Here is an 11,819-nt window from a genome sequence, read left to right as displayed (position 1 = left end):
GGATGGGACCAGCCAGACCAGCAGGGAGCGCATGACGTGCGGCCGGTAGGCAGCAAGTACCTGCTCGAGGAGCCGCTCGGGCGCGGCGCCACGGGCACCGTCTGGCGAGCCCGCCAGCGGGAGACCGCGGGTGCCGAGGCGGCCGTTCCCGGCCAGCCCGGCGAGACCGTCGCGATCAAGGTCCTCAAGGAAGAGCTCGCCAACGACGCGGACGTCGTGATGCGCTTCCTCAGAGAGCGGTCCGTCCTGCTCAGGCTCACCCACGACAACATCGTCCGGACGCGTGACCTGGTCGTCGAGGGCGACCTCCTCGCTCTGGTCATGGACCTCGTCGAGGGCCCCGACCTGCACCGCTACCTGCGCGAGAACGGTCCGTTCACGCCGGTCGCGGCCGCCCTGCTGACCGCCCAGATCGCCGACGCGCTCGCCGCGAGCCACGCCGACGGCGTCGTGCACCGCGACCTGAAGCCCGCGAACGTCCTGCTCAAGCAGGACGGCCAGGGCATGCACCCGATGCTCACCGACTTCGGCATCGCGCGCCTCGCGGACTCCCCGGGCCTGACCCGCACCCACGAATTCGTCGGCACGCCCGCGTACGTCGCGCCGGAGTCCGCCGAAGGCCGCCCCCAGACCAGCGCCGTCGACATCTACGGCGCGGGCATCCTGCTGTACGAGCTGGTCACCGGGCGTCCGCCGTTCTCCGGCGGCTCCGCCCTCGAAGTCCTCCACCAGCACCTCAGTGCCGAGCCGCGCCGCCCCTCGACCGTCCCCGACCCGCTGTGGACGGTCATCGAGCGCTGCCTCGACAAGAACCCGGACCGCCGCCCCAGCGCCGAGAACCTCGCCCGCGGCCTGCGCGCCGTCGCCGAGGGCGTCGGCGTGCACTCCACCCCGGCGCAGATCGCCGCCGCGGAGGGCGTGGGCGCGCTCCTCATGCCGGACCCGGCCCCGGCCCACGTCCCGGAGACCCCGGGCGCGGCCGACCCCACGCAGGTGCTGCCGAACAACGCGGGCTCGTACGACCCGAACGCCGCGACCAGCGTCATGCAGAGCACCGGCGGCCACGGCGACGCGGACCCGACGTCCGTACTGCCGAACAACCGCGGCGGCAACGCCGACCCGACCGCGGTCATGCCGCCGGTCCCGCCGAACGGCCCCGGGGCGGACCCGAACGACCCGCACCCCTGGCAGAGCCAGATGGCCGCGGCCCGCGACCGCAACGAACAGACGCAGTACCAGGCGCACCTGGACCCGAACGACGACCCGCTGCGCCGCCGCCCCCAGCGCCAGGTGGCCAGGCCCCAGCAGCCGCCGCAGCAGCAGCGCCCGCAGCAGTACGCGCCGCAGCAGCCGCGCGGGCAGCGTCCCCAGCAGCAGTACGCGCCCCAGCAGCACCAGCCCCAGCACCAGCCGCAGCAGTACGCCGCGCCCCCGCAGGCGGCGCCGCCCCAGCAGCCCGCCCCGCGCCCCGCGCGCGAGCCGCGTCAGCCCCGGCAGCGCAGCGCCAACCCGATGAAGATCCCGGGCCTCGGCTGCCTCAAGGGCTGTCTGTTCACCGTCGTCATCCTCTTCGTGGCGAGCTGGCTGGTCTGGGAGTTCAGCCCGCTGCAGGACTGGATCGGCACGACGAAGAGTTTCTGGGGCCAGCTCTCGGACGGGTACGACAAGGTCAGCGAGTGGCTCGGCAAGCTCAACGGCAACTAGCCGAAGTGCCGCAACCCCTCTACGACCTTGGGGATTTGTCGACATCTGCAGAGTGATTTCTGCTCCCGGAGTGAAGGTTGGCGGCAAGGCCGCGTAGTTTTGTCGCCAACACGCATCCGTAGGAGCAGTCTTGACGCGCAAGATCGGCAGCCGGTACACCGCCCACCAGATCCTGGGCCGTGGCAGTGCCGGCACGGTGTGGCTCGGCGAGGGGCCCGAAGGCCCCGTCGCCATCAAGCTGCTGCGCGAGGACCTGGCCTCCGACCAGGAACTCGTCGGCCGCTTCGTCCAGGAGCGCACGGCTCTGCTCAGCCTCGACCACGCGCGCGTGGTGGGCGTCCACGACCTGGTGGTGGACGGCAACGACCTGGCTCTGGTCATGGACCTCGTCCGCGGCACGGACCTGCGCACCCGCCTCGACCGCGAGCGGCGCATGGCCCCCGAGGCCGCGGTCGCCATCGTCGCGGACGTCGCCGACGGCCTCGCCGCCGCGCACGCCGCGGGCATCGTGCACCGTGACGTCAAGCCCGAGAACGTCCTCCTGGACATGCAGGGTCCCCTCGGCCCCGGCGGCTCCCACCCCGCCCTCCTCACCGACTTCGGCGTCGCCAAGCTGATCGACTCGCCGCGCCGCACCCGCGCGACGAAGATCATCGGGACCCCGGACTACCTCGCGCCCGAGATCATCGAGGGCCTGCCGCCGCGCGCGGCCGTCGACATCTACGCGCTCGCCACGGTCCTGTACGAGCTGCTCGCGGGCTTCACCCCCTTCGGCGGCGGGCACCCCGGCGCGGTCCTGCGCCGCCACGTCACCGAAACGGTTGTCCCGCTCCCCGGCATCCCCGAGGAGCTCTGGCAGCTCCTCGTCCAGTGCCTGGCCAAGGCGCCCGCGTCCCGGCTGCGCGCCTCTGAGCTGGCCGCGCGGCTGCGGGAGCTGCTGCCGCTGGTCGCGGGGATGCCGCCGCTGGACGTCGACGAGCCGGACACGGAGCCTTCGCCGGCCGAGGAGGCGTACGAGGACGCCGACCCCGAGCCCCGGGAGGCCGCTCCCCGGCGGGGCGCGGTCCCCCTCGTCCCCGGCTCGGCCTCCGCCGACTCCAACCGCGACACCCACACGTCGATGCGCGTCCCCGGCCCCGACGAGCTGTCCGGCGGCGCCCGCGGCACGGCCCGCGCACCCCGCACCGCCGGTGCGGCCCGGCCCGGCTCCGCCAAGCACCGCTCCTCGGCGCGGCGGCGGCGGATCACGCTGGGGGTGGCGGGGGTGGTGATCGTCGCCGCGGCGGGGGTCGGCACGTGGGCCGCCACGAGCGGCGACGACTCGGACGCGTCCCCCTCCGACACCCACAACTCGGCTCCCCCGGCCCCGTAGCGCCCCACACCGAACGCCGCGGACACCCCGTGCCGGTTGCTGTGCTTCTCTGTGCCGTCCGCCGGTGGGGCTGTTCTGTCCCGCCGCTGCGCGGCGGATGCTTCCCACCCACCCGCCCGTTTACCCGGCGCCGAAGGGTGCGGGTAGCCCGTGCCACTTTCCGTGCTTCTCCACGCCGTCCGCCGGTGGGTGGCATCCGCCTGTGCACCTGGCACCGGAGGGTGCGGGTAGCCCGTGGCGGTTGCTGTGTTTCTCCGGCCGCTGGTGGGTGTTCTGTGCCGCCGCTGCGCGGCGGATGCTTCCCACCCACCCGCCCGTTTGCCCCGCGCCGAAGGGTGCGCGTAGCCCGCCCTGGCTGGTGTGTTTGTTCGCCTGACCGCTGGGGGTGGGGGTGTCCCGTCCCGTCGCCCCGCGGCAGACGCTTGCCGCCCGGCCGTTCGCCCGGCACCGGACGGCGCGGGTAGCCCGCGCGGGTTGGCGGCTCCTTCACCTCCCTCCCTCCCACCCACCCACCGGCCCAGCCCCTCCGCAGCCGGGCCGCGCCCAGTCGTCGTGCTGCTCCTACAGACCCGTGCGGTGCCGGGTGAACGGGTGGGTGGGTGGGAGGCATCCGCCGCGCAGCGGCGGGACAGGGATGCCACCCCCGAGCCGCAGGGAAAGTGCGCCGCCCTGGCCCGCAGCGGGCCCAAGGGACCCCGGGGGAGAACCCACCCGGCCAGCCCCGCTTGCCGAAGCCGTTACGCTGGAGTCGTGGCAGTCGTCGATGTATCCGAAGAGCTCAAGTCCCTCTCCTCGACCATGGAGTCGATCGAGGCCGTCCTGGACCTCGACAAGATGAGGGCCGATATCGCCGTGCTCGAGGAGCAGGCGGCCGCACCGTCCCTCTGGGATGACCCGGATGCGGCGCAGAAGATCACCAGCAAGCTGAGCCACCTCCAGGCGGAGGTCAGGAAGGCCGAGGCGCTCCGTGGGCGCATCGACGACCTCGGCGTGCTGTTCGAGATGGCCGAGGAGGAGGACGACCCGGACACCCGCGCCGAGGCCGAGTCCGAGCTCACGGCCGTCAAGAAGGCGCTGGACGAGATGGAGGTCAGGACCCTCCTCTCCGGGGAGTACGACTCCCGCGAGGCCGTCGTCACCGTCCGCGCGGAGGCCGGCGGCGTCGACGCCTCAGACTTCGCCGAGAAGCTGCAGCGCATGTACCTGCGCTGGGCGGAACGCCACGGCTACAAGACGGAGCTCTACGAGACGTCGTACGCGGAAGAGGCCGGCATCAAGTCGACCACCTTCGCCGTCAACGTGCCGTACGCGTACGGCACGCTCTCCGTCGAGCAGGGCACCCACCGCCTCGTCCGCATCTCGCCCTTCGACAACCAGGGCCGCCGCCAGACCTCCTTCGCCGGTGTCGAGATCCTCCCCGTGGTGGAGACGACCGACCACATCGAGATCGACGAGAGCGAGCTGCGCATCGACGTGTACCGCTCCTCGGGCCCCGGCGGCCAGGGCGTCAACACGACGGACTCCGCGGTCCGGCTGACCCACCTGCCGACCGGCATCGTCGTCTCCTGTCAGAACGAGCGCTCGCAGATCCAGAACAAGGCGACCGCGATGAACGTCCTCCAGGCGAAGCTCCTCGAGCGTCGCCGCCAGGAGGAGCAGGCGAAGATGAACGCCCTCAAGGGTGACGGCGGCAACTCCTGGGGCAACCAGATGCGTTCGTACGTCCTGCACCCCTACCAGATGGTGAAGGACCTGCGTACGGAGTTCGAGGTCGGCAATCCCGAGTCCGTCTTCAACGGCGAGATCGACGGCTTCCTGGAAGCCGGAATTCGCTGGCGCAAGCAGCAGGAGAAGTAAAAGCCGCCGAGAACGGCTTTATCGACAAGGTAACTGTGGCCTCAGAGGCCACAGTTACCTTTTTCGTCACAGTCAGATCTCCGTACGCCGGTCAACTCCCCTAATTTCGGACATCGCGCCCGCAACGACCTTGACGCTGCTGTGAAAAGTGGAAAGGCTAGCGCGCGGCATGCGTATTTCTGGGGCGCGTGGGATCTGTGGGGGCCGATCGAATGCCTCCGGCGGTGAGCGCAGCCCCGGACGCTGCCTCACTGACGATTCAGCTACTGGGGGTAGCAGCCAGATGACCAAGAAGACGCGGATCCGTGTCGCGCGCATAGCCGCCGGTGCGGTGATCGCCGCCGGTGCCTCGCTGACCGCCGCGGGTGCCGCCTCGGCCCTCGACGTCGGCGTCGACCTCGGTGGTGTGAGCGCGGGTGCTCACGCCGACGAGAGCGGTGTCGGTGTGGACGTGGACGTTCCGGGCGCGGGCGACGAGACCCCTCCGGGCGACGACCCGACGATCCCCGGCCCCGAGGACCCGACGGACCCGCCCACCGAGGAGCCCACCGAGCCCACCGAGGAGCCCACGGAGCCCACCGAGGACCCGACGGACCCGACGGAGCCCACCGAGGACCCGACGGACCCGACCGACCCCACCGACCCGCCCACCTCGGACCCGACCGACCCGGGTAACGACAACGGCAACGGCGGCGGCAACGGCGGCAACGACAACGACCCCGCCGGCGGCTCCAACCCCGTCGAGCAGGGCAAGGGCAAGGACAGCCTGAGCGACACCGGCTCCAAGCCGGTCGAGCAGGGCGGCAGCAACGCCGACAAGGCCGACAACGGTGAGCTGGCCGAGACCGGCGCCACCGAGACCACGTTCCTGCTGATCGGTGCCGCGACGATGATCGCCGGTGGCATCGGCTTCCGCATCCTGCCGCGTCTCGTCGGCAACCGCGGCGCCGCTGCCTGATCCAGGCGGTGCCGTACGCCACGTACGCATGAAGAAGGGCCCGGAGCTTCACGAAGCTCCGGGCCCTTCCGTGTGACGCCGGTGTCGGCGCCGTGACTCTCTGTGTGCCGTCTACGCGGACTGGTGTGCCAGCAGCGCGACCGCCGCGATCAGCACCACGAGCAGCGCTATCAATGCCGCGGGATTGAGCCCCGCGAAGGGGCCCTCCTGCTGCATGCGCTCGCGGTTGGCCCGGCACACGGGGCAGCGGCCTTCACTCACGGGCGCTGCGCAGTTCGCGCATACCAACCGATCCAGGGTCATGCGCTTCTCCTCCCGCACAGTCTCAGCCTGCCCAACGCTAGAGGGAACCCAATCGTTCCCCCTACCACTGTGCCAGCTTCCGCGGATTTCGGCGCGGCCCGCCGCTTTCCGCGGCTTCCCGACGGCGCTCCGTGCGCATCGGGGGAGCCTCACCGTCCGTTTCGTGCCCCGGTGCTTCCGTGACAATTCGCGCAACTCAGGACGCCGACTGCGCTCGCGTACCGCCTTCGCGTATGGTCACGCTCACCTACCCCCGGCAACCCGTGGTGCATCCGTGATCCGATTCGACAACGTCTCCAAGGCCTACCCGAAGCAGACCCGCCCAGCGCTCAGGGACGTCTCCCTAGAGATCGAGAAGGGCGAGTTCGTCTTCCTGGTGGGCTCCTCGGGCTCCGGAAAGTCCACTTTCCTGCGGCTCGTCCTGCGTGAGGAGCGCACCAGCCACGGCCAGGTGCACGTCCTCGGCAAGGACCTCGCGCGCCTGTCCAACTGGAAGGTGCCGCACATGCGCCGCCAGCTGGGCACCGTTTTCCAGGACTTCCGTCTCCTGCCCAACAAGACGGTCGGCGAGAACGTCGCCTTCGCGCAGGAGGTCATCGGCAAGTCCCGCGGCGAGATCCGCAAGTCCGTGCCCCAGGTCCTCGATCTCGTGGGACTCGGCGGCAAGGAGGACCGGATGCCCGGCGAGCTCTCCGGCGGTGAGCAGCAACGTGTCGCGATCGCGCGCGCGTTCGTCAACCGCCCGAAGCTCCTCATCGCCGACGAGCCGACCGGCAACCTCGACCCGCAGACGTCCGTCGGCATCATGAAGCTGCTCGACCGGATCAACCGGACCGGCACCACCGTCGTGATGGCCACCCACGACCAGCAGATCGTGGACCAGATGCGCAAGCGGGTCATCGAGCTGGAGAAGGGCCGTCTCGTCCGCGACCAGTCGCGCGGCGTGTACGGCTACCAGCACTGACGGCCCAGCTCGCCCGTACCGTCTGATCCACCTGATCCACTGAAAGGCCGCCATGCGCGCCCAGTTCGTCCTGTCGGAGATCGGCGTCGGTCTCCGCCGAAATCTCACGATGACCTTCGCGGTCATCGTCTCCGTAGCGCTTTCGCTCGCCCTGTTCGGCGGTTCGCTGCTCATGCGTGACCAGGTGAGCACGATGAAGGGCTACTGGTACGACAAGGTCAACGTCTCGATCTTCCTGTGCAACAAGGCCGACGCCGAGCAGGACCCCAAGTGCGCCAAGGGCGCCGTCACGAACGAGCAGAAGGACCAGATCCTCGGCGATCTGAAGAAGATGCCCGTCGTGGACAAGGTCGCCCACGAGTCGGCCGACGAGGCCTACAAGCACTACAAGGAGCAGTTCGGCGACTCCCCGCTGTCCAGCTCGCTGACGCCGGACCAGATGCAGGAGTCGTTCCGCATCAAGCTGAAGGACCCGGAGAAGTACCAGGTGGTCGCGACCGCCTTCTCCGGGCGTGACGGCGTGCAGGCCGTGCAGGACCAGAAGGGCTATCTGGACAACCTCTTCGGGCTCCTGAACGGCATGAACTGGGCGGCCGTGGCGGTGATGGCGCTGATGCTCGTCGTCGCGCTGATGCTGATCGTCAACACCGTGCGCGTCTCGGCGTTCAGCCGCAGACGCGAGACCGGCATCATGCGGCTCGTCGGCGCGTCGAGCTTCTACATCCAGATGCCGTTCATCATGGAGGCCGCGGTCGCCGGTCTCATCGGCGGAGGCCTCGCCTGCGGAATGCTGCTGATCGGCCGGTACTTCATGATCGACCACGGTCTCGAGCTCTCCGAGAAGATCAACCTGATCAACTTCATCGGCTGGGACGCGGTCCTCGCCAAGCTGCCGCTGGTCCTCGCCATCGGTCTGCTCATGCCCGCGCTTGCCGCATTCTTCGCGTTGCGCAAGTACCTGAAGGTGTGACAAGAGCCCCCAGCGTGTCAGGGCGTCGTGCGGTTCAACCCACCGTACGGCGCCCTTCGTTGTCCTAGACTCACCGTCATGTCAGGCCTCGACCGATTCGCCGAGAGGTTCCCCGGGCCCCGCCGCATCCGCCGCGGGGCGACCCTGACATTGGTCTTCGCGAGCGTCCTCGTCACCGGCGCGGCCACCGGCTCCTGGAGCGACGCGGCGGACGACGGCCGGAATGAGCCCCCTCCTTCGGTGCGTTCCGACGCCTTCGCGCCGCCGGAGGGCGACCCCGGCACCGCCGACGAGGCCGCCGACGCCGCCGCGGAGGCGATGGCCGACGGCAAGTCGGGCAAGAAGGCCGCCGAGGAGGCCGTCAGCCGCAGCGGGGACCGCTGGGGGTCGGTGTACTCGCCGGGGGAGTTCCAGGAATTCGAGAAGGCCCTCGGCGGCGCCTACACGGGCGTCGGCCTGTGGGCCCGGCGCGCGGCCGACGGACACATCGAGGTCTCCCGGGTCCAGGAGGACGGGCCCGCGGGCCGGGCCGGGATCCGCGAGGGCGACCGGCTGCGCTCCGTCGACGGCAAGCGCGTCACGGGCCGCCCCGTGACCGAGGTCCTCTCCCTGCTGCGCGGCGAGCGCGAGGGCACGCGCGGTGCGCGCGAGGGCACCCCGGTGGTCCTCGGCATGGAGCGCGGCACGCGCGCGTGGCGCGCGAAACTGCACCGGGCCAGGCTCTCCACGGACTCTGTGACCGTCACCGAGGTGCCGGGCGGTGCCGTCCTGATCAAGGTCGACGCGTTCACGAAGGGCTCGGGGGAGGCCGTGCGGGCCGCGGTGCGCGAGGCTCCCCAGGGTGCCGGGATCCTGCTCGATCTGCGCGGGAACTCCGGAGGCCTGGTGTCGGAGGCGGTCACCGCCACCTCCGCCCTGGTCGACGGCGGCCTCATCGCGACGTACGACGTGCGGGGCGAGCAGAAGGCGCTCCACGCCGAGCGCGGCGGCGACACGGACAGACCCGTGGTCGCCCTCGTCGACGGCGGCACGATGAGCGCGGCCGAGCTGCTCACCGGCGCCCTCCAGGACCGCGGCCGCGCCGTCGTGGTGGGCTCCAGGACCTTCGGCAAGGGCTCGGTCCAGATGCCGAGCCGTCTGCCCGACGGCTCCGTGGCCGAGCTGACCGTCGGCCACTACCGCACTCCTTCGGGGCGTGCCGTCGACGGACAGGGCATCACCCCCGACCTGGAGGCCGAGGACGGGGCCGAGAAGCGGGCCGAGACAGTATTGACTGGCCTCGGACCCCCCTCGTAGTGCGAAAATGGCCGCACTATGGCGAAGGAAAAGGTAAAGCGCAAGGCCGCGAAGGCCGCTGAGAAGGCACCCGCCCGGAAGATGGTCGCGCAGAACAAGAAGGCGCGGCACGACTATCACATCATCGATACGTACGAGTGCGGCCTCGTCCTGATGGGCACCGAGGTCAAGTCGCTGCGGCTGGGCCGTGCCTCCCTGGTGGACGGGTTCGTGCACATCGACCGCGGCGAGGCGTGGCTGCACAACATCCACGTCCCGGAGTACGTGCAGGGCACCTGGACCAACCACTCCGCCACGCGGAAGCGCAAGCTCCTGCTGCACCGCGCGGAGATCGACAAGCTGGAGTCGAAGTCCCAGGAGACGGGTCACACGATCGTGCCCCTGGCCCTGTACTTCAAGGACAGCCGGGTCAAGGTCGAGATCGCGCTGGCCAAGGGCAAGAAGGAGTACGACAAGCGGCAGGCGCTCAAGGAGAAGCAGGACCTGCGCGAGACGAACCGCGCGATCGAGACGGCCAAGCGCCGTCAGCGCGGCGCCTAGCCCGCGGGCCCCGTGGGTCCCCGGCGGGCCGCGCGGGAATTGGCTGGCACCGTCGTGCGTTGGTCACGTACGATGGGTACTGCACCTCACAGCAGGTGCGTGCTTTGAGCAGTATCTAATTCAATAGCGGTCAACATGGGGATGATCGGTTTCGACAGCGGATGTCGAAGCAGGGGAAGCGAGCCGAGGAAGCGGCAATGATCTCGTAAACCATATGTCGCAACCAATAATCGCCAATTCTAAGCGCGATTCCCAGTCCTTCGCCCTCGCTGCCTAATAAGCAGTGACTGAAGGACCCTTAATGGGTGTCAGCCCGGGAGTGTTCCCGACCCGGATCCTGGCATAATCTAGGGGACTAAACCATCGAGCCCGGTCACGGGGTTCGATGGGAAATCAAACAGTGACTGGGCCCGTCGGAGACTTGTTCGCGAGATCACCGGGGCCGAGAAAATCGAAGCGAACTGCGCTCGGAGAAGCCCTCCTTTTGCACCGTTGGACGCGGGTTCGATTCCCGCCATCTCCACAATTCCCATGTGCGGCGAAAGCCCTCTGGCCCCAGGCCAGGGGGCTTTTTCCATGCCCGGACGGCGGCCCGGTGCGCGTCAACTCCCCTATATCGAAAGGCTGTTGGACCGGCGATCGGCGAAAAGGGCACATCCTCCGGTCATGTGACTCGTTAGGGCAACGAGTGCAGGTTCGCAGCGGCCGTGCGGTACAGCGCCCGGGCCGAGTAGGCAGGAGCAGGAGGCAGTCGCTTGGATGCCACCGTCACTCTCTTCGGCTCCGTGCTCGCCACCCTGGGGGTCCTGGGTGCGGCTGTGGTGGCGTATCTCGGCAAGCGTGGTGAGAACGCGCTCATGGGTTTCTCCAGTCTGACGGAGAAACTCCAGATCGAGCGGGACAGGCTGGAACGCCAGGTCGCCGAGCGGGACGCGAAGCTGGCCGAGTTGAATGCCCTGCACGCGCACGATCAGAGTGAGATCGCCCGGCTGCTCATGGACAACGAACGGCTCGGAGGCACGCCGTGATTCAGCTCGAGCGACTCCTGGCCCACCGCTGGCGCACGGTTTTCCTGGTCTGTGTGCTGCTCGCGCTCTCCGGCGTCGCGGTGATCCTCTGGGCCCGGATCGACGCCGGGGACCGCCGCGCCGACCGGTTTGCGACGGAGGCGGACCGGCGCGGTGCGGCCGTGTCCACCCTCGCCCGCGACGTGCGCACCCTGCGCGCCCAGGTCCGCGCGCACGGCGACACCCCCGCCGCACCGGACCCCTCCGAGGCCATCGACGACCTGCTGGCCCGGGTACGGGTCCCCACAGGCGCCCCCGGAACACCCGGCGAGGACGGGAAGCCCGGTCAGCAGGGGGCGCAGGGCACCGGCGGGAGGCAGGGCACGCGGGGAGCGCAGGGCGAGTCCGGGGAGCGGGGCGACCGGGGCGCCCAGGGGGAGCCGGGCGCGGCGGGTGCCTCCGGAGAGCCGGGAAAACCCGGTGAGCCGGGGGCGGCGGGCCAGGACGGCCGCAGCGGCGAGCAGGGGCAGACGGGCCCGGAGGGACCGGCGGGCCCGACCGGCCCTCCTGGTACGGACGGCGCCCCCGGGACCGGTGGCTCCCGCGGCGAGCAGGGCCCCAGAGGCGAGAAGGGGGAGCGCGGCGAGAAGGGCGCCCCGGGTTCCGCCTGCCCGGACGGCTACAGCCTCCAGGAGCCGTCCGGCGACCCCGACGCCCTGATCTGCCGCCGAACGGGCGGCGGCCCGACGGCTCCGGGCCCGGCCCTGACCTTGCTGGCGGCCCTTCCGCCGCAACGTCGCCGTCTGCAGGGGCAGGAGCACTGAGGGGCGACGCGGGTGCGGTGTCGT

Annotated in this window: 11 protein-coding genes and 1 other RNA gene; 11 read left to right on the top strand and 1 reads right to left on the bottom strand. The window is 70.4% G+C overall.

Annotated elements, in window-relative coordinates; translation table 11 throughout:
* The first annotated feature begins 36 nt into the window (after window positions 1-36).
* The 4 genes from ABZV77_RS38930 to ABZV77_RS38915 all read left to right on the top strand — a co-directional run bounded on the left by ABZV77_RS38930 (window position 37) and on the right by ABZV77_RS38915 (window position 5,891).
* Window positions 37-1,704, top strand: a complete 1,668-nt coding sequence (locus ABZV77_RS38930; protein ID WP_356267468.1) for a serine/threonine-protein kinase — start codon at window positions 37-39, stop codon at window positions 1,702-1,704.
* A gap of 130 nt (window positions 1,705-1,834) precedes the next feature.
* Window positions 1,835-3,076 carry a serine/threonine-protein kinase gene (locus ABZV77_RS38925; protein WP_356267466.1) on the top strand — a complete coding sequence of 414 codons (1,242 nt, stop codon included), beginning with the start codon at window positions 1,835-1,837 and terminating at the stop codon, window positions 3,074-3,076.
* A 750-nt stretch (window positions 3,077-3,826) separates the two neighbouring features.
* Window positions 3,827-4,933, top strand: coding sequence for a peptide chain release factor 2 (gene prfB / locus ABZV77_RS38920; protein ID WP_356267464.1), 1,107 nt, complete (start codon window positions 3,827-3,829; stop codon window positions 4,931-4,933).
* A 283-nt stretch (window positions 4,934-5,216) separates the two neighbouring features.
* Window positions 5,217-5,891, top strand: a complete 675-nt coding sequence (locus ABZV77_RS38915; protein WP_356267462.1) for a hypothetical protein — start codon at window positions 5,217-5,219, stop codon at window positions 5,889-5,891.
* 111 nt (window positions 5,892-6,002) lie between these two features.
* Here the strand turns inward: ABZV77_RS38915 and ABZV77_RS38910 are convergent, their stop codons facing one another.
* Entirely contained in the window at window positions 6,003-6,194 is a 192-nt protein-coding gene (locus ABZV77_RS38910) for a hypothetical protein (protein WP_150168511.1), read from the bottom strand.
* Between the two features lie 274 nt (window positions 6,195-6,468).
* Between ABZV77_RS38910 and ftsE the strand changes: the two genes are divergently transcribed.
* From ftsE to ABZV77_RS38875, 7 genes are all read left to right on the top strand, one after another.
* Window positions 6,469-7,158 carry a cell division ATP-binding protein FtsE gene (gene ftsE, locus ABZV77_RS38905; RefSeq protein WP_055569411.1) on the top strand — a complete coding sequence of 230 codons (690 nt, stop codon included), beginning with the start codon at window positions 6,469-6,471 and terminating at the stop codon, window positions 7,156-7,158.
* A gap of 52 nt (window positions 7,159-7,210) precedes the next feature.
* Window positions 7,211-8,128 carry a permease-like cell division protein FtsX gene (gene ftsX / locus ABZV77_RS38900; protein WP_356267460.1) on the top strand — a complete coding sequence of 306 codons (918 nt, stop codon included), beginning with the start codon at window positions 7,211-7,213 and terminating at the stop codon, window positions 8,126-8,128.
* A 78-nt stretch (window positions 8,129-8,206) separates the two neighbouring features.
* Window positions 8,207-9,424 (top strand): S41 family peptidase, encoded by a 1,218-nt coding sequence (locus ABZV77_RS38895; protein WP_356267458.1) that lies wholly within the window; start codon window positions 8,207-8,209, stop codon window positions 9,422-9,424.
* Between the two features lie 18 nt (window positions 9,425-9,442).
* Complete coding sequence (gene smpB, locus ABZV77_RS38890) at window positions 9,443-9,964, top strand: SsrA-binding protein SmpB (protein WP_356267457.1); 522 nt, start codon at window positions 9,443-9,445, stop codon at window positions 9,962-9,964.
* Window positions 9,965-10,101: 137 nt separating this feature from the next.
* Window positions 10,102-10,490: a transfer-messenger RNA gene (gene ssrA, locus ABZV77_RS38885) on the top strand.
* A 229-nt stretch (window positions 10,491-10,719) separates the two neighbouring features.
* Entirely contained in the window at window positions 10,720-10,992 is a 273-nt protein-coding gene (locus tag ABZV77_RS38880; RefSeq protein WP_356267455.1) for a hypothetical protein, read from the top strand.
* A complete protein-coding gene (locus ABZV77_RS38875) occupies window positions 10,989-11,795 on the top strand; it encodes a collagen-like protein (protein ID WP_356267453.1) in 807 nt (268 codons plus the stop codon). Before ABZV77_RS38880 ends, ABZV77_RS38875 begins: the two co-directional genes overlap by 4 nt.
* Window positions 11,796-11,819 lie beyond the last annotated feature (24 nt).

The sequence above is a fragment of the Streptomyces sp. NPDC004732 genome (assembly GCF_040609235.1).
Lineage (GTDB): Bacteria > Actinomycetota > Actinomycetes > Streptomycetales > Streptomycetaceae > Streptomyces.
This window is presented reverse-complemented; position numbering and strand designations above follow the sequence as displayed.